Raw genomic sequence first — 22,635 nt, 5'->3', positions numbered from 1 at the left:
CGCAACTTGGGCAAGCGCTGTAGAATGGGGAGCGGGCCTAGTACAACCCGCCGGAGTTGATGCTGCCAAAGCTTGCCTTGGGCCCGACACGCGCCTTTTTACCGGTAGAGGTCGTGACCTCGCGCGCGCCGCCGCCGGCTTCCTCGACCAGCGGCAGATCCGCACCCATCGCAAAGCCACCATCAAAGGTGATCCCGAACAGCGGCTCTTCGCCGTCACGGAAGTATTCGGCCACAACGTTGTTACCTGCGGCGCTGTCAGACAGACGTGCACCGGTGAAGCGGTCGATCTTGATGAAGTGACCGCCGGGGGGCACTTCGAAAGGGCCGCCGCCGTATTTCTTGATTGCTTCGCTCATGAACCGCTGGAACACAGGGCCACACATCCCCGCCCCATAGGCACGACGCCCCAGCGAGCGCGGGTTGTCAAAACCGATATAGCAGCCCGCCACGATGTTGCTTGAGAAGCCGACGAACCAGACGTCTTTGGCATCGTTGGTGGTGCCGGTCTTGCCCGCGATTGGCACGGGCAGGTTCACCGCCCCACGCGCCGTACCGCGATCCACGACGCCCTTCATCATCGATGTCAGCTGATAGGCCGTGATCGGGTCCATCACCCGTTCACGGTTCGAGATGATGCGCGGCCCCACGCCGGGGGCCAGCGTTTCAAGCTGGCAATCGTTACAGATGCGTTGGTCGTGTTTGTAGACAGTGCGGCCGTAGCGGTCCTGCACACGGTCCACCAGCGTCGGCTGCACCCGCTCGCCACCATTGGCGAACATCGCATAGGCCGACACCATCTGGTAGAGCGTGGTTTCCTGCGAACCAAGCGCGTTGGCCAGTACCGGCGAGAGGTTGTCATAGACCCCGAACCGTTCGGCATAGTCGCCAACGGTGTTCATTCCGACCTCTTGCGCCAGACGGATGGTCATGAGGTTCCGCGACTGTTCGATACCCGTCCGCAAGGGCGTCGGCCCGTAGAACTTGTTCGACGAGTTTCGCGGCCGCCACATGCCTTGGGGTGTGTTGATCTCGATCGGGGCATCCACAACGATGGTCGCAGGGGTATAGCCGCTGTCCAATGCCGCGGCATAGACAAAGGGTTTAAAGCTCGACCCCGGCTGGCGTTTCGCCTGCGTCGCACGGTTGAACACCGACGCCTGATAGGAGAAACCGCCCTGCATCGCGATCACCCGCCCTGTATTCACGTCCATTGCGACAAAGCCGCCCTGCACTTCCGGAATCTGACGCAAAGTCCAGCGGATGAACGACCCGTCACTATCCGCCGTCATGCGGCGCACCAGCACCACGTCGCCGACCTCAAGCAGGTCAGCGGGCACTTGGGCGCGGTTGCCGAGCTTGCCGTTCTCAAGACGTTTGCGTGCCCATTGAACATCCTTGGCGGGGATGAAATGACCGTCTGCGTCCTCATCCACGCCTTCGATCCCGATGCGGGCGGCGTCATTGGTCAGGCTCAGCACCACGGCAGGATACCACGGGTTTTCCAGATCAACGTCACGTGGCACACGGGTGTCCGACAGGGCTTCGCGCCAATCCGCCTCGGTGGTCAGCTTTTCGGGCGCGATCTTCTTGCCGGTGCCGCGGTAGATACCGATGCCGCGATCATATTCCTCAAGCTGCTGCTGCAAGGATTGTGCGGCAATGGGCTGCATCTCGTTGTCGATGGTGGCACGCACGGTCAGACCGCCGGTAAAGAATTCGCCCTCGCCGAAGTTCTCGGACAGCTGGCGGCGGATTTCATCGGTAAAGTAATCGCGCGGCGGCAGTTCGGCCTTGAAGCTTTCAAAGTCCCCGTTCTGCACCGATCGCAAGGGCTGTGCGACCTCGGTCTCGTAGACGGCGGGGGTGATATAGCCGTTTTCCTTCATCTCGCGCAGCACGAAGTTCCGGCGTGCCAGCAACCGGTCCTTGCGGCGCACGGGGTGATAATCGGACGGCGCTTTGGGCAGCGAGGCAAGGAACGCAGCCTCGTGTGGGGCCAGCTCCCCCAATGTCTTGTTGAAATAGGTCTGCGACGCGGCGGCCACACCGTAGGAGTTCTGGCCCAAGAAGATCTCGTTCAGATAAAGTTCAAGGATCTTTTCCTTGGGCAGCGTTTCCTCAAGCCGTGCGGCGAGGATGATTTCCTTGATCTTGCGTTCGGCCCGACGGTCGCCGGACAGAAGAAAGTTCTTCATCACCTGCTGCGTGATGGTCGATGCACCGCGAACGTCCTTGCCCCTTGTGCGCACCGCATCTACGGCCGCTGCCCCGATGCCGCGCAGGTCATAGCCTTCGTGAGTATAAAAGTTCTTGTCCTCGGCCGAGATGAAGGCCTGTTTGATCAGCGGCGGGATCGTGTTGGCCGGCGCGAACAGGCGACGTTCCTTGGCGAATTCATCAATCAACCGCCCCTGCCCCGAATAAATCCGGCTGATCGTCGGGGGCGTGTATTGCGCAAGGGATTCGTGGCTGGGCAGATCGCGGCCATACATCCAGAACACCGCGCCGATGGTCAGCGCAACCATACCGATGCTCATGGTGAGGGTGGTAAAAATACCCCCGAAGAAAGACAGGATCAAACGAAACACGGCTGGCAGTTCCTTGCAAGGAGGGTTGGTGACCCGTCTATACGCAACCCTGCGGGAATCGTCAAAACACGATGCAGTGGCCCTGTGCGGTAACCCGCGCAACACCTAGAGGGGCGTTCGGGTGCGGTTTACTGGCGAATCAAGGGCTTGAGCGCGGCATCCGCGTCGCGCCATTTGGCGATGGAATCCGCAATCGCCGACACCATGACCGCCCGCCAGATCGGGTCTCGCAGATTGGCAAGATCACGCTTCGAGCTGAGGAACCCGATTTCAATCAGAACCGAGGGGATGTCAGCCGATTTCAACACCGAAAAGCCCGCGTTGCGCAGCGGGTGGCGGTTCATCGGACCGCCGGCGGCTTTCATGCCTTCAACCAGCACTTTAGCGGCGGCGACCGACCGCGGCTCTGTCTCTTGGCGGGCAAGATCAAGCAGCACGCTGGCGACCTCGTCATCCGATCCGGTCAGGTCGGCCCCTGCGATAATATCGGCGCGGTTGTGGCGTGCGGCCAGATGGTCGGTGGCAGTATCGCTGGCGTCGTCCGACAGCGTATAGACCGTCGCCCCTTTTGCGCCGCCGTGCTGCAAACTGTCCGCATGGAGCGAGATAAACAGATCGCCTTCGGCCTGATGCGCAATGGCGACGCGGGTTTCAAGCGCGACAAAATGATCCGTGTCACGGGTCATCACCACATCGACCCCATCGCGGACTAATGTGTCGCGCAGCGCTTGCGCAAAGGACAGCATCAGGTCTTTCTCCAGGATACCATCTGTCTCTGCCCCCGGATCAACGCCCCCGTGACCTGGGTCCAGCACCACACGAAACGGCACCTCTTTCAGGTCGGCAACCGCCTTGGGCGGTGCGGCCAGCGCCATGGTCCACGCCGGATCAACGGGCGCACCGGCGGCGGCGGCAAATTCCTCGGGGGTGGCAGATTTCAAGGCGATTTCAAGCGTGGCTTGGCCGGAACCCTTGTTGACCGGCATCCCGATCTCGCGCGGGATCATCGGTTCGGCCAGATCCGCGACAAGCCGCGACCAACCGGGTTGGAACGGGCCGAAGCGCAGACCGGTAATCCGTCCGGGTTCAGGCAGCAGGTCTGCGGTGTTCACACCGCTCCAGTCGGCCTCACGGAAATCGACCACCAGCCGCGCCGGATCATCCAGCAAGAACACCCGAAACGGCACCCCTTGGCTCAGCCCAAGCGTCAGCGTCGTGCCCCCGAACCAACCATCCGAGATGGCGCTTTTGGCAGGGTCCACGCGTGCCAGCGCGGTCAGATCCTGCGCGGACGCTGGCAAGGACAGCGCGCAAACCGTTGCGATAATGGGAAGAATACGCATGCCTGTCACCGTTCTGCTCGGGGTGGTTGCGGCAGGTATAGCACCCCGCCGCAACCCGAGCCAGCCTTTCAGCGGCCCGCCATATAGGTCTTGAGCCGCCCCAGCCCCTCGGCAATATCCTGGGTGCTGCGCGCATAGGAAAACCGCAGCCAGTGATGCCCGCGCACCGGATCGAAATCGAGCCCCGGGGTCACGGCCACACCCGCCTTGTCCAGAATATCCCGCGCCAATGCGCGGCTGTCATCCGTCAGCTCGGACACATCGGCGTAGACATAGAAGGCCCCGTCGGGTGGCGCGAAACGGGTAAATCCCGCCTCGCGCAGGCCGGTGATCATCATCGCGCGGTTGGCGCGGTAGACATCCATATTCGCCTCAAGCTCATCGGTGCAATCCATCGCGGCAAGCGCGGCGACCTGACTGGCGTGGGGGGCGCAGATGAACATGTTTTGCGCGATCCGTTCGACCACGCGCACGTGATCCTCTGGCACAACCATCCAGCCGACACGCCAACCGGTCATAGAGAAATACTTGGAAAACGAATTGATGACATAGACATCATCGGTGATCTCAAGCGCGGTCACGGCCTTTTTCTCGTATTCGATGCCGTGGTAAATCTCGTCCGAGATGAAGGATGCCCCCTGCGCTTTTGTCGCGTCGATCAGCGCGGACATGGCAGCGTGATCCAGCATCGTGCCCGTCGGGTTGCCCGGCGACGCGACCAGCAGCCCCTGCAGATCCATGCCCGCGAAATCCGCAGGCACCGGCTGCAAGCGGTTTTCAAGCGAAGTGGGCAGATCGACGGGAGCGAGGTCCAGCGCCTTGAGGATCTGGCGGTAGCTTGGATACCCCGGTGCCCCGATGCCCACACGGTCCCCGGTATCAAAAAGCGAGGTAAACGTCAGGATGAACCCGCCCGAAGAGCCAGAGGTGATGACCACGCGGTTCGGGTCCAGATCGACATTGTACCACTCCCCGTACATCCGCGCGATCCGCTGGCGCAGCGCAGGCAGTCCCAATGCGACGGTATAGCCAAGCGCGCCCTGCTCCATCGCGGCGGTCAATGCGGTGCTGGCCCCTTTGGGCGCGCCCGTGCCGGGTTGGCCGACCTCCATATGGATGATGTGGCGGCCCTCCGCCTCGGCGGCGGCGGCGGCCTGCATCACATCCATCACGATAAAGGGATCGACCTGAGATCGGGTTGAAATGCGCATGGGCTTGATCCTACTGTTGAGCCCGGACCTTTCACCGCACCCCGCCGGTGCCGTCAACCCTTGTGCGCGCTGGCAAAATCGCGCACCACCCTTGCAACCGGTGCCTGCACCCCCGCGCAACAACAAGCGAGTGACCCTGATGAAAAAGCTGATCGCCCCCGCCCTGATGGCCCTGTCCCTGACAGCCCCCGCCCACGCGATGGACCTAACCGAACTGACTGATGCCGAACGCGCGCAATTCCGCGCCGAGGTGCGTGCCTATTTGATGGAAAACCCCGAAGTGATCATGGAAGCGGTGAACCAGCTGCAGGCCCGTCAGGCCGAAGCACAGGCGCAGGCGGATTTCACGCTGGTGTCCGACAATGCGGCCGCGATCTTTGATGACGGCTATTCCTATGTCGGTGGCAATCCCGAAGGCGACATGACCATCGTAGAGTTCATGGACTACCGTTGCGGTTACTGCAAAAAAGCGTTCTCCGAGGTCGAGAAACTGGTCAATGGCGACGGCAACATCCGCTTTATCGTGAAAGAGCTGCCGATCTTGGGCGAGCAATCCATGGTCGCCTCGCGCTTTGCCATCGCGACCAAGATCGTTGCGGGGGACGAGGCCTATAAATCCGTGCATGACGCCTTGATGAGCTTTAACGGCGACATCACACCAACATCGCTGGGTCGCTTGGCCAGCAGCTTTGATCTGGACGCCGAGGCCATTCAGGAAAAGATGGACAGTGCCGAAGTCACCGCCGAGATCGAAAAGACCCGCGCGCTGGCACAGACGCTGCAGATTTCCGGCACACCGACCTTTGTGATGCAGGACGAACTGCTGCGCGGCTATCTGCCTTACGACCAGATGAAAGCCATTCTGGAAGAAAAACGCGGCTAAGATGCGCTTGGCACTAGCCTGTTGCGTGGCGGCTTTCCCGGTGGCCGCGCAGACCGACTTTGGCGCGTTAACCCATGCAGAACGGCGCGCCTTGGGGGAAGAAGTGCGGGCATTGCTTCTGGCAGAGCCCGAGCTTGCAGCACCCGCTGTGGCCCCTCGAAACTATGCTGCCGAAGCCTATCAAGAGAAGGCGCAGGCGGATCTCGCGCTTATCTCATCCCTGACAGATCAAATATTAGCCGGAGCGCCGATTGCGTTGTTTACCGGTGACGGATGCCCGGACTGCGATCTCGCACTGGCGGAATTGGCAGACATAACAAATACATACGACATCACCTTCACGCACCACATGATGTCTAATCCTGCCAGCGCCGCCCTTGCGGCAGAGCTTGGCATGACCGATCCTCCCTTCTACGTGATGGCAGACCGCATCTTGCGCGGCCATATGCCCGACATCGTCCTGCGACGGTATCTGGCTCCGTAGCGCTTAGAGAAACCGCTGATGATAGCGCACCATGCGTTTGAAATGCGCATCAAGCGATCGCTTGAGATGCGGGGCCTCTTTCACGTTGAGGATATAATCGACCAGCAAGTCATATTGCTTGATCTGGCGCGGCAGCCGGTTTGACGGGGTCAGACGCGACTGTCGTTCCTCTTCGTCGATGACCTGCACCACCTGCTTTTCCGGCCAATCGAACAGCGGTGCATCCGCCACCATCGCCTTGCCGTTCATCAGCGGCAATTCAGCGTCGTAACGAGCAAAGATCGCGCGCTCCAGCGGTTCGACCTCTGCCTTCGTCGCCACCGGCCAGGCCCAGACAAAGGCGATCTCCCACACGTCGATCTGACGGTTGGCAATCACATCGGACCGCGCCGATGTCAGATGCCGGCGCACCCGCGTGCGGATACCATCAACCGACTGGCCCACATAAATCGGGTTGCCGTCCAGATCACAAAGCGCATAGACGCCGATCTGATTGGTCAGCGCCGCCAGTGCCTTGCCCCGAAACGCCTGCGCCGCGTTCACGCGACGGCCCCCAGTGACTGACGCTCAAGCAGGGGCGCGAACAACACCTCGTCGAGATAGCGCACGACAGGCACGGCGACCCCATCCCCCGCCACGCGGTAGGCGTTGTTGTAGGTGTCGGGCATCTTGTAGCTGTCCGGCAACCCCATCAGCCGCGCCACCTCGCGCGAGGAGACAAGCCGGGCCTTGGTCTGGTTGCCCTTGATAAACATCAGGATCTGCCGCGAGGACCCGCCCGCAGGGGTCCGCAAGCAGCCCGCAATCCCGTCGGTCCGCAGCTCTGCCCGTTGGCGCACATTCCCATCCGCATCGGGGCGCCCGCGTTTATAAATCGTGCCCACCACGGTGCGCCCCGCCTTGCGCGCCACGCGCAGCCGTTCAAGGCTGGGGGGCGACATCAGCGTCAGCAGACGGTCGGTATCCGCGGCACTGAACCACGGCATGGTGGCACGCCGTTCCAGCACACCCTCAAGCGCCTGTTCGTCGGCAGGGGCGTCCCCCAGCTTCCACCAGACCCAGTTCGAACGGACCGGCCGTGCGGCGGAGGCGAGAAATTTTTGCAGCTTCTTGCCGTGAAAGACATGGGACGGTTTTGGCACCGTCAGCCCCGAGATGTCGATATCCTCGCGCACGCACACAACGAACAGACGCGGCCGGCTTTGCGGCAGGAAACGCCGCGCGTCGATCTCGAGCGCGCCGACTTTATAGCCAAGCCGCACAAAGGTCGCGAGTACGGTGTTCATATCCGCCCCACCATTGCGCGACACCAGCCCGACGACGTTCTCAAAGGCGATGATACGCGGCGCAAATCCTGCTTTTATGGCCGTGGCAATCTTGTCGGCCCAATGGGCAAAGACACCGCTGCGCGCGCCGCCCAAGCCCCGCCCCTTGCCCGCAAGGCTGAAATCCTGACACGGGCTCGACGCCCAATACATATCGATCTGACGCGTCAGAAGGTCATCGGGCATGGCCGCGATATCGCCCTGATGCAATGCCGCCTGCCCCCAATTCTGGGCATAGACCTTGCATTTCATCGCGTCGATATCGTTGGCCAGCACGCACTCCCACCGGTCCTGCAGGGCCGCGCGCACCATGCCACCGCCGCAGAAAAACTCGGCGTACGTCGGGGTCTTGGCGGCGTGATCAGGCATATCTATTGATATGGAATACGCAAATATCTGTCGATGGCAAATGCGCCGCTTGGGGCAAAGTCACTCGGCTGCTTGCTCTGCCGCTTGGGTCTCTGCTTCGATGGCGGCGGCGCGGGCTTCGACCTGTTCGACAATGTGATCGATCATCGCGTCATTGCCCAGCTTGTGGCTTTGTTTGCCCGCAAGATAGACCATGCCCGACCCGTTGCCCCCGCCGGTAAAGCCCACATCCGTCATCAGCGCCTCACCGGGGCCATTGACGACGCAGCCGATGATGCTCAGGCTCATCGGGGTCTTGATATGCTCCAGCCGTTGTTCCAGCGCCTCGACGGTCTTGATCACGTCAAAGCCCTGCCGCGCGCAGCTGGGGCAGCTGATGATGTTCACACCACGGTGACGCAGGCCAAGAGATTTCAGGATCTCGTAGCCGACCTTGACCTCTTCCACGGGGTCCGCAGACAGGGACACGCGGATCGTGTCACCGATGCCCATCCACAATAGATTGCCCAGGCCAATGGCCGATTTGATCGTGCCAGATGTCAACCCCCCCGCCTCGGTGATGCCAAGGTGGATCGGAGCATCCGTCGCCTCGGCCAACTGCTGGTAGGCAGCGGCGGCCATAAAGACGTCAGAGGCTTTGCAGCTGATCTTGAATTCGTGGAAATCATTGTCTTGCAGGATCTTGATGTGATCCATCCCGCTTTCGACCATCGCATCGGGGCATGGCTCGCCGTATTTCTCAAGCAGGTGACGTTCCAGCGACCCTGCGTTGACGCCGATGCGGATCGAACAATTATTGTCCCGCGCGGCTTTGATCACCTCTTTGACGCGCTTTTCGTCGCCGATATTGCCCGGGTTGATCCGCAGACAGGCAGCCCCCGCCTCGGCGGCTTCGATTCCGCGTTTGTAGTGGAAATGGATATCCGCCACGATCGGCACCGATACCTCGCGCACGATCTCTTTCAGCGCCTTGGAGCTTTCGACATCCGGCACCGACACACGCACGATATCGGCCCCCACATCGGCAGCGGCCTGAATCTGCGCGATGGTCGCTTTGACATCCGTGGTCAGCGTGTTCGTCATCGTCTGCACCGTGATCGGCGCATCGCCCCCGACCGGCACATTCCCCACCATGATCTGACGGGACTTCCGGCGGTAAATGTTGCGCCACGGGCGAATGTGATTGAGGGACATGCAAAGCTACCTTTGGCAATGAAACAGTCGAAGGGTCTGTCAGGTTCGGTTCGCCCTACACCTATTCAGCCCGTCGCGTTGTTGCAATGGTATCCGGCTTATTCCGTCGGTGAAGTCGCCGCATTCTTCAGCTCGGCCACCATTGTCGCGAGCGCGGAATTCTCTTCCAGTACGGCCGGCTCGTAAAGCTCCGCCAGCGCCTGACGGTGCAGCGGCAGGTTCGACGTCACAGCCCCACGATCGCCAACAGGCCCGAAGTATTGTCCGTCCATCGCGAAATACAGCGCGCCGGATTCGCCGGTGCGCAGCGTCGGGGGCTCTTCAGTCGCGGGGATATCCCAGCTGTCGCCCTTGTTCATGATGCCTTCAAAGATAACCTTGCCATCTGCGGCGCGTACACGCACCCAGGACGGATAGGCTGCAACCATACGCAGCTGCGGCGCGGGCCCTTCGACCACCTGCGGCACGGCACCCGGCAACACATCGGGCGTATCCCGTTGGACCACGGTGTTTTCAGCGGTGCGCAGCGCATCCCCGACGGAAGGCGAAGGCGAGGTCGAGGCAAAGCTGCCGATACTGCGCGGATCAATCGAGGAAATCGGCGCATCCCGCGCGACCAGAACAGGCACATCCAGCGCGGCAGGACGATAAAGCCGGTCCAGCGCGTCGGAACGTGGCACAGCCATCGCGGTCGGCGCATCGGGGTCTTCTGTCGTTTCAGGGGCAGAGGCAAGTGCGCCTTGAAGCGGATCAAGGTCAGACAGCACAACAGGGGTTTCATCCACCGGAGAGACCTGCACACGCTGCACTTCTTTCAGCACGCTCCACCCGCCATAGCCAATCCCGCCAATCAAAGCGACGAGCACCAGCAGCGAGCCCAAAGCACCGGGCTCTATGCGCGCCAGAAGGGAATCACCGACGGGTGTGAAGGGCGTCGCAGGGCGGGCAAAAATATCGCTCTCGCCATTGCGGGTCATACGCTCTTCGCGGGTGGGCTTTTTGACGACGGACGCTTTAGAGGACATGCCATGCGCCACGGCAAAACCGGATTCAGCGCAGAAGGCCGCGAACGCCTTGTCGGGGTCCATGTTCAGATAGCGCGCATAAGACCGCACGTAACCGGCAATAAATCCAGGTGTATCAAAGGCTTCCGGGTCGGCGTTTTCGATGGCGGCAATGTAGGATGCCTTGATCCGAAGCTCGCGTTGAACGTCCAGCAGCGATTTACCAAGCGTCGCGCGTTCACCGCGCATCAGATCACCAAGGCGCAAGTCGAACGCGTCGAAACCTTTGGCTTCAACTTGCTCGTTATCTGCCGACTTGGAAGACCACCGCCCAATCATAAAAATGTCCCGTAGCTATGCCCGCTGCCCTTAATCGAAACAACATGTTGATTCGAGATTAAGCTTTTCTTTCGATATCGGTAGCATAAATCAACGGACTATACGAAATATTCGGGGTCACCCCGCCATTTCGGCACGATTCAGCGCACAATGGGACCACAAAGCGTCCATCGCGTGGACCAGCCCTTCGATTTCCAGCGGGCCATGTACGGGCGACGGGGTAAAGCGCAAACGCTCTGTCCCGCGGGGCACGGTGGGGAAGTTGATCGGCTGCACATAGATGCCGTGATCCTCCAGCAGGCGATCCGACAGAATCTTGGTGTGTACGGGGTTTCCGACAATCACAGGGACGATATGGCTGCCGTGATCAATAATCGGCAGACCCAATCCCTTGAGCCGCAGTTTCAGCACTTTGGCTTGCTGCTGGTGCTTCTCGCGCAATTCGGGCGCGGTCTTGAGGTAGGCGACCGAGGCCGCAGCACCGGCGGCAACCGCTGGCGGCAGGGACGTGGTAAAGATGAAACCCGGCGCGTAAGACCGGATGGCGTCGCACATCTTGGCCGAGGCCGCGATATAGCCACCCATCACGCCGTAGGCCTTGGCCAGCGTTCCGTTGATGATATCCAGCCGGTGCATCAGGCGATCACGCTCGGCGACCCCTGCCCCACGCGGGCCATACATCCCCACGGCGTGGACCTCGTCGATATAGGTCAGCGCGCCGAATTCATCGGCAATATCGCAAATCGCCTCGATCGGGCCGAAATCGCCATCCATCGAGTAAATCGATTCAAAGGCGATCAGCTTGGGTGCGGCGGGATCATCAGCGGCCATAAGCGCGCGCAGGTGGTCCACGTCGTTATGGCGGAAGATACGCTTGGCCCCGCCATTGCGGCGGACCCCTTCGATCATCGACGCGTGGTTCAGCTCGTCGGAATAGATGATCAGGCCGGGAAACAACTTGGGCAGCGTGCTGAGCGTCGCGTCATTGGCGATATAGGCACTGGTGAACAGCAAGGCGGCTTCCTTGCCGTGCAGGTCCGACAGCTCTTCCTCGAGACGTTTGTGGTAAATCGTGGTGCCCGAGATATTGCGCGTCCCGCCCGACCCTGCACCTGTCGCATCAAGTGCTTCGTGCATCGCGGCCAGAACGACAGGGTTTTGCCCCATCCCAAGGTAATCATTCCCGCACCAGACGGTGATATTCTTCTCTTGCCCGTCGGGTTGGGTCCAGACAGCGTGGGGGAATTGACCATTGCGGCGTTCAATGTCGATGAAGGTGCGGTAGCGACCTTCCTCGTGCAGCCGGTCAATCGCCTGATCAAGCTGTTTGGTATAGTCCATTGCGCCTTGCTCCTTCGTCGGTGGCGGGACCAGCAAAGGCAACCGGATCATTCGCCATATTCGTGCTTTAGAATGAATATAGTTTAGAGCCATTCAATTCAATGCCTTAATAGGAACCGATTGTCGCAGGTGCCGCCCCGGGGCGCGTCGCATCGCAGTCGGATGTCGCGCATCGGAAACCTGCACGCTGTCCCGCTTGCGTCAAAGGCCTGATTCTCAAGCGATTCTCACGCGGTATGGCGCGCAAGCTGCGGCCACCTCGGGCGGACCACTGGACAAGGCCAAGCGCGCTGATACGGTCGCGGCAATCTTCACCCTGACTGAAAGGTTTACCCCCATGTCCCTACCCGACGTATTGGCACGGATCGATCATGATCTGGATGCGGCCACCGACCGGCTGCTCGATCTGCTGCGCATCCCCTCCATCTCGACTGATCCTGCGTTCAAGGAAGACTGCGACCGCGCCGCCGACTGGCTGGTCGAGGATCTGAACAGCATCGGCATCAAGACCAGCAAACGCCCCACCCCCGGTCACCCGATGGTGGTGGGCCATGTCGACGGCCCCGCCGACAAGCCGCATATCCTGTTCTACGGTCACTATGACGTCCAGCCTGTCGATCCGCTGAACCTGTGGCACCGCGATCCCTTTGATCCTGCCGTCGAGGACACGGCAAAAGGCCGCGTGATCCGTGGGCGCGGTGCCGCAGATGACAAGGGCCAGCTGATGACCTTTGTCGAGGCGCTGCGCGCGTGGAAAGCGGTCAAGGGCGATTTCCCCTGCCGTATGACCTTCTTCTTCGAGGGCGAGGAAGAATCAGGCTCCCCGTCGCTGGTGCCCTTTATGGAAGAGAATGCCGAAGAGCTACGCGCCGATTACGCGATGATCTGCGACACGGGCATGTTCCAGTCCAAGGTGCCGTCGATCGTGACGATGCTGCGCGGGTTGATGGGCGAAGAGGTCACCATCACCGGCCCCGATCTTGACCTGCACTCTGGCATGTACGGCGGCGTGTCGATGAACCCCGCGCGCGTCCTGTCCAAGGTCATCGCCTCCCTGCACGATGACACGGGCCGCATCACGGTGCCCGGTTTCTATGACGGCGTGCCGGAACTGCCCGACGACATTCAGGCGCAGTGGCAAGGGCTTGCCTTTGATCACGACAGTTTCCTTGGCGATGTGGGCCTGTCGAAACCCGCCGGCGAACAGGACCGCATGCCGATCGAGATGATCTGGTCGCGCCCCACTTGCGAGGTCAACGGCATGTGGAGCGGATACACAGGTGCCGGTTTCAAGACCGTGCTGCCCTCGCAGGCTCAAGCCAAGATCAGCTTCCGTCTGGTGGGCACCCAGGACCCTCACGTCATCCGCGAAAGCTTTCGCAAGATGGTAACCGAAATGATGCCCGAGGACTGCGAAGCGACGTTTCACGCCCACGGGTCGAGCCAAGGATCGGTCTTCGAGACCACCGCCCCCGCATTTGAAGATGCCCGCAAAGCGCTGACCGATGAATGGAATGTTCCCGCTGCCTATGTCGGCTGTGGCGGATCGATTCCCATTGCGGGGCATTTCCAGAAAATTCTGGATACCACACCGGTGCTGATCGGATTCGGCAAAGACGACGACGCCATCCACTCCCCGAACGAGAAATACGACCTCGAAAGCTTCCACAAGGGAATCCGAAGCTGGGCACGTATTCTGGATGCGATGACGTAAGCAAACGGGCGGGCCTAACGGCCCGCTTTTCCCTTTTTAGGACGAGGTAAATCAGAAATCTAAAAAGGGAGAAGTGGCGCGGTTGACGGGGCTCGAACCCGCGACCCCCGGCGTGACAGGCCGGTACTCTAACCAGCTGAGCTACAACCGCGCAGTAAGGGCGGAATAAGATAACCAGCGCAGAGCGTCAAGCGATTAACCGCAGAAAACTACAAAGAATTTTGGAAATTTTCATCGCCGCATTTTGCGTATGAATCAGCGCCGGAAATCCCCTGCTCGTGGCGGAAATCAGGGGCCTGAACGCACAAGCAAACCACGCCCCGAAGGGCGTGTGCTTGTTATCAAAATGTTTGATAAAATGCAGCGGTGGCGCGGTTGACGGGGCTCGAACCCGCGACCCCCGGCGTGACAGGCCGGTACTCTAACCAACTGAGCTACAACCGCCCACTGCGTACTTCGTCGTTGCCGTCGAAGCGTTTGGTGGTGATAGGGTTTGCTCGCGATGGCGTCAAGCGGGGTTTTGCATGGATCGGCAGGAAAATTGAAATTTTCTTTGATCCGCCGTCAGAGGCCCTGCCCGACCTACCTCGCGCCCAAGAAAAAACCCGCGCTTTGGGGCGCGGGCTTGGCTTATTTGTCGGAGTATGTGCCCCAGACGTGATCACTGGGCGCTGGCGGCATATCCTTGGTCTGATGCAGCCGATGCAAATTCACCTTGGCGATGAAATTGCCGGTAATGGGGGCTGTGACGAACAAGAACGCCATTACCAGAATCTCGTGCAGGGACCCCGTGCCGGAGACGAAGGAATAGATCATCGCCGCCATCAGCAGCGACCCCACGCCCAGTGTCGATGCTTTGGTCGGCGCGTGCAGACGGGACATGCAGTTGTCGAGCTTGATCAGACCGATGGAACCGACAAGGGTAAAGAACCCGCCCACGATCAGCAGGGCCGAGATGATGATTTCGGGGATTAGCGGTAGATCACTCAATGATATCACCTCGCAGTACAAAGCGCGCGATGGCCACGGTCGACACAAAGCCAAGCATGGCAAAGATCATCGCACTTTCAAAATAGATGTCGGTGCCCAAACGCATCCCCAGCAGGATGATCAGGGCAATCGCATTCACCACCATCGTATCCAGCGACAGGATACGGTCGCCGGTATTGGGGCCTTTCAACAACCGCAGCATCGCCAGAAGCTGCGAGACCGCGACAGCGACAAAGGCGATATTCAATGCAATCAGAATCATTCGAAAATCTCCTTCAGGCGACGCTCGTAGCGCTGTTTGATATCGTCACGCACCGCGTCAGGGTTTTCTGCATCCAGCGCATGGACCAGCAAAGCTTTCCCGTCTTCGGACACATCCGCCGACACCGTACCGGGCGTGAGGGTGATTGTCCCCGCCAGCAGGGTGATCGCCTCGGGGGTGCGCAGTTCTAGCGGGATGACGACCCAGGCGGGGCGCATGTTCTTGTTGGACTTGAACAGGACGATCATCGCGACCACGACGTTGGCGACCAGAATATCCCACATGACCATGATCAGATAGCCCAGAAGCTTGACCGGTTTTGCGACCGGCGGGCGGTCAGGCCAATAGGCCGCGGTGGCAATCGGGATCAGCAGCCCCAGAATGACACCAAAGACAATTGTGCCAAGCTTGATTTCATTGACCAGCAGACACCAGGCAATCGCGAGGATCGCCGTCAGCATCGGGTGCGGAAGCAGTCGGGACAACATATCAGTGATCCTTTTCTGGTGCGGCGGCATCCTCTGCGCCGTGGTCCTCTGTCGCATCGACTGATCCTTCGGCAGCGCCGTGGTCATCCTTTGCGTGATGGTCCGTGATCTCTTTACCCGGCGTGGTCAGGACCACCGCAAGATAGCGTTCGGGGTTAAACAGCTGGGCAGCGGTCGCATTCAGCACGCGGGTCATGGGCCCCGCCGCAACGGTCAGCGCGACAAGCAGGGCGAGCAACCCGCCAATGGCCACCATCGGCAAGACGCCCTGCCCCTCGGCAACAACCGGCGCCTCATCACCCTCGGCAGGTTCTGGGGCGGACTGGTGCGCTTTCCAGAAAATCTGGCTCCCCGCGCGGGAGAAACCAACAACCGCGATCAGCGACCCGACAAGGATTACACCCCAGACCCACCACATCAGGTCAGCGCTGCGTGCCGCGTCAAGGATCAGCAGTTTGCCCAGAAAGCCCGAGAGCGGCGGCAGACCGGTCATCGCAATCGCCGCGACAAAGAACATACCCGCGACAAGCGCCCCACCTGCCAGCGGCGGCGCATCTACAAAGGACACCTCGGCCGCGCCGCGACGGCTGCGGATCACGTCGATCAGCAAGAACAGCGCTGCGGCGGCAAAAGTGGAATGGATCGCATAGTAAAGGGCGGCGGAAATACCGGCAGGGGTAAAGACCGACACAGCGGCCAGCAGCATGCCCATCGACCCGATCACCGAGAACGCGACCATGCGGTCGGCTCTTTTGGCCCCCAACACGCCCGCCATACCAAGGGCGACGGTCAGCAGCGCGGCAGGCATCAGCCAGACATCAAACAGCCCCTGCGTGATCTCAAGATCGGGGGGGAAAACCAGCGTGTAGAAACGGATGATACAATAGGCTCCGACCTTGGTCATGATCGCGAACAGCGCCGCCACGGGGGCCGGTGCCTCGCTATAGCTGGCGGGCAGCCAGAAATGCAGCGGCAGGATCGCGGCCTTGACCGCAAAGACCAGCAGCAACAGCACGGCAGCAACGCGGATACCCGCACCATCACCCGCATCCAGCGTCGCCACGCGCATCGCCAGATCGGCCATGTTCAGCGTGCCTGTCTCGGCATAGATCGTACCAAGGGCAAAGAGGAACAGGGTCGAGCCCAGCAGGTTATACAGCACATATTGCGTCCCCGCGCGCAGACGCCGTTGCCCGCCCGCGTGGATCATCAACCCGTAAGAGGCGATCAGCAACACTTCGAAGAAAACGAACAGGTTGAAGGCGTCGCCCGTCAGGAAGGCCCCGAGAATGCCCATAAGCTGGAATTGGAACAGCGGATGGAAATGCCGCCCGCGGTTATCCCAGCCCGACCCGATCGCATAAAGCAGCACCGGCACGGCCAGCACACAGGTCAGCAGGACCATGAGCGTCGACAGACGATCCGCGACCAGCACGATACCGAAAGGTGCCGCCCAGTTGCCAAGCTGGTACAGGCTGACCGTCCCGTCAGAGGCTTGCCAGAACAGCCCAAGCGCCAGTGCCAGCAGTCCCAGCGTGCCCGTAACGGACAGCACCCGTTGGATCAGCAGGTGATAGCGCGCGGCCAGCACCATGAACGCCGCCAGCATGGCTGGCAGAACAATCGGAAGAATAAGCCAATGGGTCATGCCGGGCCTCCTCCGCGTGGAGAGGGTTCTGCGGTATCGGCTCCGGCCAGCGTGTCGGGTTCGTTGACCAGATCATCGCCCGCACTGAGGTAGGACCCGACCGCGATCATCACGACCACGGCTGTCATCCCAAAGGAGATCACGATCGCCGTCAGCACCAGCGCTTGGGGCAGCGGATCGGTATAGACCTCGACCCCGTCGCGCAGGATCGGTGGGGCGTTCAACGCCAGCCGCCCGGAGGCGAACAGGAACACATTGACCGCATAGCTGATCAGCGAGGTGCCGATGATCACGGGAAAGGTACGCAGGCGCAGGATAAGATAGATCCCGGCAGCGGTGAGAACGCCAATGGCGGACGCGACTAAAAGCTCCATATCAGGTCTCCGTCTCGGTTTTCGGTTCATCCCGTGACGGGTCGATATCCATTGCGTGTTCGCTTTCCTCGATGCCGGCGCGACGGCCCAAGCGCGAGAAACTTTCAAGCGACAGCATCACCGCGCCGACAACAGCGAGGAAGACCCCAAGGTCAAAGCCCATAGCGGTGGCGAGCTCGAATTTCTCCATCGGGGGGATGCGGAAGTAGCCAAAGGCAGAGGACAGGAACGGCGCACCGGCAAACCACGCACCGATACCGGTCAGACCCGCGCAAAGCACCCCTGCCCCGATGATCCCGTGGTAATGATAGCGCTGGCGCTTGTCCGCCCAAGCAAAGCCGCTGGCCATATATTGCATCACGACCGCGATCGCGACCACCAGACCGGCGACAAAACCACCGCCCGGTTCGTTGTGACCGCGCAGGAAGATATAGACACCGACCAGCAGGACCACGGGCATCAACACGCGTGTCAGCACCACCATCATCAGCGGATGCGCATCGCCCGCGCGCTCTTCCTCATAGCCACGGTTCAGCAGACGCGCGCGCACAGGGCCGGACATCAGCGCCTCTGTCAGCGCATAGATCACCAGCGCGGCGATCCCCAGAACGATGATCTCGCCAAAGGTGTCGAAGCCGCGGAAATCCACGAGGATCACGTTGACCACATTGGTGCCGCCGCCGCCTTTGTAGGAATTGGCAAGGTGGTAATCAGCGATAGAGGCAATCGGGAAATCCGACATCAGGATCGAATAGATCAGGCCCGCTGCCGCCAGCCCTGCCACACCCGATACCACGATATCGCGGCTGCGGTGCAGAATGGTGCTTTCCTTAGGCGTGCTGTTGGGCATGAAGTTGAGCGCCAGCAACAACAGGACAATCGTCACCACCTCGACCGAGATCTGCGTGAGCGCCAGATCCGGGGCCGAGAAATAGTTGAACCCGACCGATACCATCAAGCCGATAATCCCCATCAGGATCAGAACCGCCAGACGGTTGCGGTGCACCGTCACAAGGAAACCCGTCGCGATCATCAGCATCAGCCAACCGGCAAAGCCGACGGGCGTGATGGGCAGCATCTCGCGTGCGGGGGCGCCATCGGTACCGGTAAACCACGCATGCGCCCCGATGGCGACGACGGCGGTCACGAAGACGGCGGCGTAGCGGGTAAAGGACCCGTTGTGCAGCCGCTCCGATACCAGACTGGCAAGACCCACGGCCGCGGCGATGATACGGTCAAAGATGTCCTTGGCCTCGGGGCGCGGGGTGGCGGCCCAAAGACGCGCCAGCGGGCCGAAGGCGGCGAGCAGCAGCAAACCACCCACCACAGCAATCGCCGACATGCCGAGGGCGGGCACGAAGCCGTGCCACAGCTTGATATGCGCGCTTGGCATCTCAGCGGCAGAGCCGATGACCGCTTGGGTCACGGTGCGCACAAAGGGTTCAGCCAGGAACGGTGCCACACCGATCACGATCACGGGGATGATCAGCAAGGCGGGGGAAATCCACAGCCCAACCTCGGGGTCGTGGGGTTTGGCGGGGTAATCGTTCCGCTCTTTGCCCAAGAAGGTATGCGCAATAAACCGGAAGCTATACGCGGCCGAGAAAAGCGCGCCGAGCGTTGCCACTGCCGCCACCAGATAGGGCGAGCCGAACAGCGTGGTGTGCAGCGCCTCTTCCAGCATCATCTCTTTGGACAGGAACCCGTTCAGCAACGGGATACCCGCCATCGACAATGCGGCCAACGTGGCAATCGCAAAGGTGATCGGCATCAGACGGCGCAAGCCCCCCAGTCGGGTCATATCGCGCGTGTGCACCGCGTGATCCACGATGCCAGCGCTCATGAACAAGGCGGCCTTAAAGCTCGCGTGGTTCAGAATGTGGAACACCGCCGCCATCGCCCCAAAGGAGGTGCCCGTGCCCAGCAGGAAGGTGATCAGCCCCAGATGCGACACGGTGGAAAATGCCAGCAGCGCCTTGAGGTCGTTTTTGAAAATCGCGATTAGCGCGCCAAGCACCATCGTGATCAACCCGGCAGAGCAGACCAGCACGATCCAGATTTCAGTACCCGACAGCACCGGCCACATGCGCGCCATCAGGAACAGCCCCGCCTTCACCATCGTGGCAGAGTGCAGATAGGCCGACACAGGCGTCGGGGCCGCCATAGCGTGCGGCAGCCAGAAGTGGAAAGGAAACTGAGCGGATTTGGTGAAACAGCCCAGCAGGATCAGGATCAGCGCAGGCAGATACAACGGCGACGCTTGGATAAGCTCGCGGTTCTCAAGGATCACGGTCAGGTCATAACTGCCCACGATCTGCCCCAACAGCAGCATGCCACCGATCATCGCCAGACCGCCCATCCCCGTCACGGTCAGGGCCATACGCGCGCCCTGACGCCCTTCGGGCAGATGCTTCCAGAACCCGATCAGCAGGAAGGACGACAGCGACGTCAGCTCCCAGAAAATGAGCAACATCAAGATGTTATCCGACAGAACAATCCCGACCATCGCACCTTGGAACAGCAGCAGATAGGTAAAGAACGCGCCCATATTGTCGTCACGCGACAGGTAGAACCGCGCATAAAGGATAATCAGCATCCCGATGCCAAGGATCAGACCCGCGAACATCAACCCCAGCGGGTCGAGGAACAGGTTCACATTCAACCCCAGCTGCGGCAGCCACGAGAGGCTAGCGGTCACGACCTCGCCTGCAAGAACGGCCGGTGCATGTGTCGCAAGGCCGATCGCGGCGCAGGCCGTCACCAGAAAGGTCACCAAAAAGCAGCTTTGACGGCCTGCCTGATACATCAGGCCGGGCAGCAAGGCGCCAAGAAACGGGAGGGCTATAATCAGGAACAAAGACATGGCCGCAACTATGTCATGAGCCACGCCAAAACGACCAGCCCTCTTTTCGAAAATTGCGATGGAAAAATACGGATTTATGAGGGCTTCTTGTCGCAGCAATTGAACTTTGCCGCGGCGCGATGTTCCAATTTAGGTCCATTTCACGAATATGTAAGAGAGCAACCGCATCCACCGCACAAAAAAATGCGGCAGTCGTCTAACTGCCGCATCACATTTGATAATTCCGCGCGCCTTGGGGCGGTGCGGGGCCTACAGATTCTCTTGGTCTTCGGGTAGCGCCCCTTTGAAACCGGTGGCGACCACGAATTTCTCGGAACTGTCGGACCGGCTGGCGGGGGGTTTGATATTGGCGACCTTGGTAAACCGACGTTTGAGGAGCTGTTGCAAGTCGCCCTCCGCCCCGCCGGCCAGCACTTTCGCGACAAACGTGCCGCCATCCTCAAGCACGTCAAAAGCAAAATACGCCGCAGCTTCGCACAGCGCGATGATCCGGTTGTGGTCGGTCTGTTTGTGGCCCGAGCTTGACGCCGCCATGTCAGACATCACGACATCGGCCTTGCCCCCCAGCCAGCCTTTGACGATCTCGTCCGCGTCGTCTTCCATGAAATCAAGCTGGTGCAATTCGCAGCCTGCAATCGGCTCCATCTCTTGCAGGTCGATCCCCAGAATGGTCCCGACGTTCTTGCCCTTTTTCTCGCCCAGAACGTTACAGCGTTTGACCGCGACCTGACACCAGCCACCGGGGGCCGCGCCAAGGTCGACCACCCGCGCACCGGGCACCAGAAAGCGGTATTTGTCGTCGAGCTCCATGATCTTGTAAGCCGCGCGCCCGCGATACCCTTCGGCATTGGCGCGTTTGACATAAGGATCGTTCAACTGCCGCTGCAACCAACGGGTCGAGCTTAGCTTGCGCCCGCGGGCCGACTTGACCTTGACCTTGAGGTCACGCTGGCCGCGCCCTGATGTATTCTTGCCAGTGGGGGTCTTCCCGCCCGACGCACCGCCCGTGGGCGTCTTGCCTGTCGGAGTTTTCGCCATCAGCCTAATCCTTCTTCCAAAACGCCATCCGCGCTCATCTGGGCATATAGCAGCCCCTCGCGCAGACCACGGTCTGCAACACTTAATCTATCCGTCGGCCAGCACCGCATCAACGCCTGCAAAATCGCGGCCCCCGACATGATCAACGCCTGACGGTCCAGCCCGATACGCGGATCGGCACGCCGCCCCCCCGGCCCCATCGCAAGATAGGAATGGATCACCTTGTCGATCTGCGCCGAGGTCATGCGAAGCCCGTCCACCTTTGTCCGGTCGTAGCGCTTTAGCCCCAAATGGCTGGCAGCAACAGTGGTGACCGTGCCCGAGGTGCCGACAATCTGGAAATGGTCCTGCGACTGGATCGACTGATAAGGGGTGAAGTCGGTCAGGTTCTCCTCGAAGAACCAGCTCATCAAGGCAAAGCGTGCGGCGTCGTCTTCCACATCAGAGAATTGATCGCGCAAGGTCGCCACGCCCAAAGGCACGCTGATCCAGTCGACCACACGCGCGGCGGGCACGTCTGTTTTCGCCTGATGGAAGCCCCCATGCAGCCGCATGATGGATTGCGCACGATCCGCCTTTGGCACCTTAGAGATGTCGATCCAGACCAATTCGGTCGAACCGCCGCCAATATCCACCACCAGCAGGTTGTGGGTCTTGCGGTTCACCAGCGGCGCGCAGGAAATCACGGCAAGCTGGGCTTCTTCCTCGGGCTTGATGATATCAAGCTTGAGCCCTGTCTCGCGCTGGATACGCTGCATGAATTCCGCACCGTTGGCGGCACGGCGGCACGCCTCGGTCGCGACAAGCCGCATCCGCCGCACCTTGTTACGGCGCAGCTTTTGCTGGCAAATCCGCAATGCCTGAATGGTACGCGTCATCGATCCGCGCGACAATCGCCCGGTTTTCTCAAGCCCTGCCCCAAGCTGGACAGACTTCGAGAAGCTATCGACGACATGGAAACCGCTGCCTTTTGGCTGTGCGATCAGCATGCGACAACTATTTGTGCCCAGATCAAGGGCCGCATAAAGTTCGGTCGATCTGGGCGGAACTGGCGCGGGGCTCAGAGCCGGCGGTACATCGAGCGCGCCCGCACCTTTGGGACGCTGTGGCGCCATGATTGCGCCTTTCATATTGAGTTGCCCCCAAGGTAATGTTTCTGCGGGCAAGGGGCAAGC

19 protein-coding genes and 2 tRNA genes are annotated in these 22,635 nt (G+C 60.7%); 3 read left to right on the top strand and 18 right to left on the bottom strand.

Annotation, left to right across the window (positions count from 1 at the left end; translation table 11 throughout):
* Window positions 1-37: 37 nt before the first annotated feature.
* The 3 genes from AB1495_RS13100 to AB1495_RS13090 form a co-directional block, all read right to left on the bottom strand.
* Window positions 38-2,590 carry a penicillin-binding protein 1A gene (locus tag AB1495_RS13100; protein WP_074634997.1) on the bottom strand — a complete coding sequence of 851 codons (2,553 nt, stop codon included), beginning with the start codon at window positions 2,588-2,590 and terminating at the stop codon, window positions 38-40.
* A gap of 128 nt (window positions 2,591-2,718) precedes the next feature.
* Window positions 2,719-3,933 (bottom strand): N-acetylmuramoyl-L-alanine amidase, encoded by a 1,215-nt coding sequence (locus tag AB1495_RS13095; protein WP_074634998.1) that lies wholly within the window; start codon window positions 3,931-3,933, stop codon window positions 2,719-2,721.
* Window positions 3,934-4,001: 68 nt separating this feature from the next.
* On the bottom strand, window positions 4,002-5,144 hold the full coding sequence (locus AB1495_RS13090; RefSeq protein WP_074634999.1) for a pyridoxal phosphate-dependent aminotransferase: 1,143 nt from the start codon (window positions 5,142-5,144) through the stop codon (window positions 4,002-4,004).
* Window positions 5,145-5,283: 139 nt separating this feature from the next.
* Between AB1495_RS13090 and AB1495_RS13085 the strand changes: the two genes are divergently transcribed.
* Together AB1495_RS13085 and AB1495_RS13080 are read left to right on the top strand one after the other, a co-directional pair.
* Complete coding sequence (locus AB1495_RS13085) at window positions 5,284-6,027, top strand: DsbA family protein (protein ID WP_074635200.1); 744 nt, start codon at window positions 5,284-5,286, stop codon at window positions 6,025-6,027.
* A gap of 1 nt (window position 6,028) precedes the next feature.
* Window positions 6,029-6,511: a disulfide bond formation protein DsbA gene (locus AB1495_RS13080; protein WP_074635000.1), complete on the top strand. Its 483-nt coding sequence runs from the start codon at window positions 6,029-6,031 to the stop codon at window positions 6,509-6,511.
* A 3-nt stretch (window positions 6,512-6,514) separates the two neighbouring features.
* Here the strand turns inward: AB1495_RS13080 and AB1495_RS13075 are convergent, their stop codons facing one another.
* From AB1495_RS13075 to hemA, 5 genes are all read right to left on the bottom strand, one after another.
* On the bottom strand, window positions 6,515-7,054 hold the full coding sequence (locus tag AB1495_RS13075) for a GIY-YIG nuclease family protein (protein ID WP_074635001.1): 540 nt from the start codon (window positions 7,052-7,054) through the stop codon (window positions 6,515-6,517).
* Window positions 7,051-8,205: a DNA cytosine methyltransferase gene (locus AB1495_RS13070; protein WP_074635002.1), complete on the bottom strand. Its 1,155-nt coding sequence runs from the start codon at window positions 8,203-8,205 to the stop codon at window positions 7,051-7,053. The genes AB1495_RS13075 and AB1495_RS13070 overlap by 4 nt, the downstream gene beginning before the upstream one ends.
* Before the next feature lie 60 nt (window positions 8,206-8,265).
* Window positions 8,266-9,399: a flavodoxin-dependent (E)-4-hydroxy-3-methylbut-2-enyl-diphosphate synthase gene (ispG, locus tag AB1495_RS13065; protein WP_074635003.1), complete on the bottom strand. Its 1,134-nt coding sequence runs from the start codon at window positions 9,397-9,399 to the stop codon at window positions 8,266-8,268.
* A 98-nt stretch (window positions 9,400-9,497) separates the two neighbouring features.
* On the bottom strand, window positions 9,498-10,742 hold the full coding sequence (locus AB1495_RS13060) for a helix-turn-helix domain-containing protein (RefSeq protein WP_074635004.1): 1,245 nt from the start codon (window positions 10,740-10,742) through the stop codon (window positions 9,498-9,500).
* Window positions 10,743-10,859: 117 nt separating this feature from the next.
* Window positions 10,860-12,083: a 5-aminolevulinate synthase gene (hemA, locus tag AB1495_RS13055; protein ID WP_037944163.1), complete on the bottom strand. Its 1,224-nt coding sequence runs from the start codon at window positions 12,081-12,083 to the stop codon at window positions 10,860-10,862.
* A 337-nt stretch (window positions 12,084-12,420) separates the two neighbouring features.
* Here hemA and AB1495_RS13050 point away from each other — a divergent pair, with 337 nt between their 5' ends.
* On the top strand, window positions 12,421-13,797 hold the full coding sequence (locus AB1495_RS13050; RefSeq protein WP_074635005.1) for a M20/M25/M40 family metallo-hydrolase: 1,377 nt from the start codon (window positions 12,421-12,423) through the stop codon (window positions 13,795-13,797).
* A 74-nt stretch (window positions 13,798-13,871) separates the two neighbouring features.
* On the opposite strand, the gene AB1495_RS13045 is transcribed toward AB1495_RS13050, so the two are convergent.
* The 10 genes from AB1495_RS13045 to AB1495_RS13000 form a co-directional block, all read right to left on the bottom strand.
* A tRNA-Asp gene (locus AB1495_RS13045) sits at window positions 13,872-13,948 on the bottom strand.
* Between the two features lie 216 nt (window positions 13,949-14,164).
* Window positions 14,165-14,241 (bottom strand) — tRNA-Asp (locus AB1495_RS13040).
* A gap of 186 nt (window positions 14,242-14,427) precedes the next feature.
* Entirely contained in the window at window positions 14,428-14,787 is a 360-nt protein-coding gene (locus tag AB1495_RS13035; protein WP_005853264.1) for a Na+/H+ antiporter subunit G, read from the bottom strand.
* Window positions 14,780-15,049, bottom strand: coding sequence for a K+/H+ antiporter subunit F (locus AB1495_RS13030; RefSeq protein WP_005853262.1), 270 nt, complete (start codon window positions 15,047-15,049; stop codon window positions 14,780-14,782). Before AB1495_RS13030 ends, AB1495_RS13035 begins: the two co-directional genes overlap by 8 nt.
* The gene (locus AB1495_RS13025; RefSeq protein ID WP_074635006.1) at window positions 15,046-15,537 is read right to left on the bottom strand and encodes a Na+/H+ antiporter subunit E; all 492 of its coding nucleotides are present in this window, start codon (window positions 15,535-15,537) and stop codon (window positions 15,046-15,048) included. The genes AB1495_RS13030 and AB1495_RS13025 overlap by 4 nt, the downstream gene beginning before the upstream one ends.
* A gap of 1 nt (window position 15,538) precedes the next feature.
* Window positions 15,539-17,185, bottom strand: coding sequence for a monovalent cation/H+ antiporter subunit D (locus AB1495_RS13020; RefSeq protein ID WP_074635007.1), 1,647 nt, complete (start codon window positions 17,183-17,185; stop codon window positions 15,539-15,541).
* Window positions 17,182-17,559 (bottom strand): Na+/H+ antiporter subunit C, encoded by a 378-nt coding sequence (locus AB1495_RS13015; protein WP_005853256.1) that lies wholly within the window; start codon window positions 17,557-17,559, stop codon window positions 17,182-17,184. The genes AB1495_RS13020 and AB1495_RS13015 overlap by 4 nt, the downstream gene beginning before the upstream one ends.
* A gap of 1 nt (window position 17,560) precedes the next feature.
* The gene (locus AB1495_RS13010) at window positions 17,561-20,422 is read right to left on the bottom strand and encodes a monovalent cation/H+ antiporter subunit A (protein ID WP_074635008.1); all 2,862 of its coding nucleotides are present in this window, start codon (window positions 20,420-20,422) and stop codon (window positions 17,561-17,563) included.
* Between the two features lie 249 nt (window positions 20,423-20,671).
* Window positions 20,672-21,460 carry an RlmE family RNA methyltransferase gene (locus AB1495_RS13005; RefSeq protein ID WP_005853253.1) on the bottom strand — a complete coding sequence of 263 codons (789 nt, stop codon included), beginning with the start codon at window positions 21,458-21,460 and terminating at the stop codon, window positions 20,672-20,674.
* Entirely contained in the window at window positions 21,460-22,575 is a 1,116-nt protein-coding gene (locus AB1495_RS13000) for a Ppx/GppA phosphatase family protein (RefSeq protein WP_005853251.1), read from the bottom strand. The genes AB1495_RS13005 and AB1495_RS13000 overlap by 1 nt, the downstream gene beginning before the upstream one ends.
* Between the last annotated feature and the right edge of the window lie 60 nt (window positions 22,576-22,635).

Origin of the sequence: Sulfitobacter pontiacus (genome assembly GCF_040790665.1) — a bacterium.
GTDB classification, from domain to species: domain Bacteria; phylum Pseudomonadota; class Alphaproteobacteria; order Rhodobacterales; family Rhodobacteraceae; genus Sulfitobacter; species Sulfitobacter pontiacus.
Note: the sequence above shows the minus strand (reverse complement) of the source record. Positions and strands in the feature narration are given on the sequence as shown.

Excerpts from the sequence above, each read along its gene's own strand:
- AB1495_RS13095 (WP_074634998.1), bottom strand. The coding sequence starts at position 3,933 with ATGCGTATTCTTCCCATTATCGCAACGGTTTGCGCGCTGTCCTTGCCA.
- AB1495_RS13090 (WP_074634999.1), bottom strand. The coding sequence starts at position 5,144 with ATGCGCATTTCAACCCGATCTCAGGTCGATCCCTTTATCGTGATGGAT.
- AB1495_RS13085 (WP_074635200.1), top strand. The coding sequence starts at position 5,284 with ATGAAAAAGCTGATCGCCCCCGCCCTGATGGCCCTGTCCCTGACAGCC.
- AB1495_RS13080 (WP_074635000.1), top strand. The coding sequence starts at position 6,029 with ATGCGCTTGGCACTAGCCTGTTGCGTGGCGGCTTTCCCGGTGGCCGCG.
- AB1495_RS13070 (WP_074635002.1), bottom strand. The coding sequence starts at position 8,205 with ATGCCTGATCACGCCGCCAAGACCCCGACGTACGCCGAGTTTTTCTGC.
- ispG (WP_074635003.1), bottom strand. The coding sequence starts at position 9,399 with ATGTCCCTCAATCACATTCGCCCGTGGCGCAACATTTACCGCCGGAAG.
- AB1495_RS13060 (WP_074635004.1), bottom strand. The coding sequence starts at position 10,742 with ATGATTGGGCGGTGGTCTTCCAAGTCGGCAGATAACGAGCAAGTTGAA.
- hemA (WP_037944163.1), bottom strand. The coding sequence starts at position 12,083 with ATGGACTATACCAAACAGCTTGATCAGGCGATTGACCGGCTGCACGAG.
- AB1495_RS13050 (WP_074635005.1), top strand. The coding sequence starts at position 12,421 with ATGTCCCTACCCGACGTATTGGCACGGATCGATCATGATCTGGATGCG.
- AB1495_RS13030 (WP_005853262.1), bottom strand. The coding sequence starts at position 15,049 with ATGATTCTGATTGCATTGAATATCGCCTTTGTCGCTGTCGCGGTCTCG.
- AB1495_RS13025 (WP_074635006.1), bottom strand. The coding sequence starts at position 15,537 with ATGTTGTCCCGACTGCTTCCGCACCCGATGCTGACGGCGATCCTCGCG.
- AB1495_RS13020 (WP_074635007.1), bottom strand. The coding sequence starts at position 17,185 with ATGACCCATTGGCTTATTCTTCCGATTGTTCTGCCAGCCATGCTGGCG.
- AB1495_RS13015 (WP_005853256.1), bottom strand. The coding sequence starts at position 17,559 with ATGGAGCTTTTAGTCGCGTCCGCCATTGGCGTTCTCACCGCTGCCGGG.
- AB1495_RS13010 (WP_074635008.1), bottom strand. The coding sequence starts at position 20,422 with ATGTCTTTGTTCCTGATTATAGCCCTCCCGTTTCTTGGCGCCTTGCTG.
- AB1495_RS13005 (WP_005853253.1), bottom strand. The coding sequence starts at position 21,460 with ATGGCGAAAACTCCGACAGGCAAGACGCCCACGGGCGGTGCGTCGGGC.
- AB1495_RS13000 (WP_005853251.1), bottom strand. The coding sequence starts at position 22,575 with ATGGCGCCACAGCGTCCCAAAGGTGCGGGCGCGCTCGATGTACCGCCG.